1 protein-coding gene is annotated in these 382 nt (G+C 68.6%); it reads right to left on the reverse strand.

Annotated features, from left to right (window positions below):
* Positions 1–381 (reverse strand): aspartate-alanine antiporter-like transporter (locus G4D87_RS38750; protein WP_504112988.1); only part of this gene is annotated, 381 nt, incomplete at its 3' end.
* Between the last annotated feature and the right edge of the window lies 1 nt (position 382).

A 382-nucleotide genomic window follows, 5' to 3' on the forward strand; every position in this document is an offset into this window, starting at 1 on the left:
CACCAGCAGCATGGTGAGAATGATGCCGAGGATGCCGAACGGGTAGGCCAGCGCGTAGGCGAGGCCCTGGACCGCCGACGCTCCGTCGGGGGCGCCGATCTGCTTCAACGCCTGCTGGGCCGCCGCGAGACTCGGGGTGTTGGTGGTCGCGCCGGAGAGCAGGCCGACGCCCGCCGGCAGCTCCACCCGGCCGGTGGCGATCCAGCCCACGGCCAGCGCGGCGCCGAGCAGCACGATGGCGGCGGCAAAACCGTTCAACATCAGCCCGCGCGAGCGCAGCGAACCGAAGAAACCCGGACCGATCTGCAGGCCGAGCGTGTAGACGAAGATGATCAGGCCAAACTCACGCACGAATTCCAAGACGTGGTGGTCGATGGTCAGC

The sequence above is a fragment of the Myxococcus vastator genome (assembly GCF_010894475.1).
Lineage (GTDB): Bacteria > Myxococcota > Myxococcia > Myxococcales > Myxococcaceae > Myxococcus > Myxococcus vastator.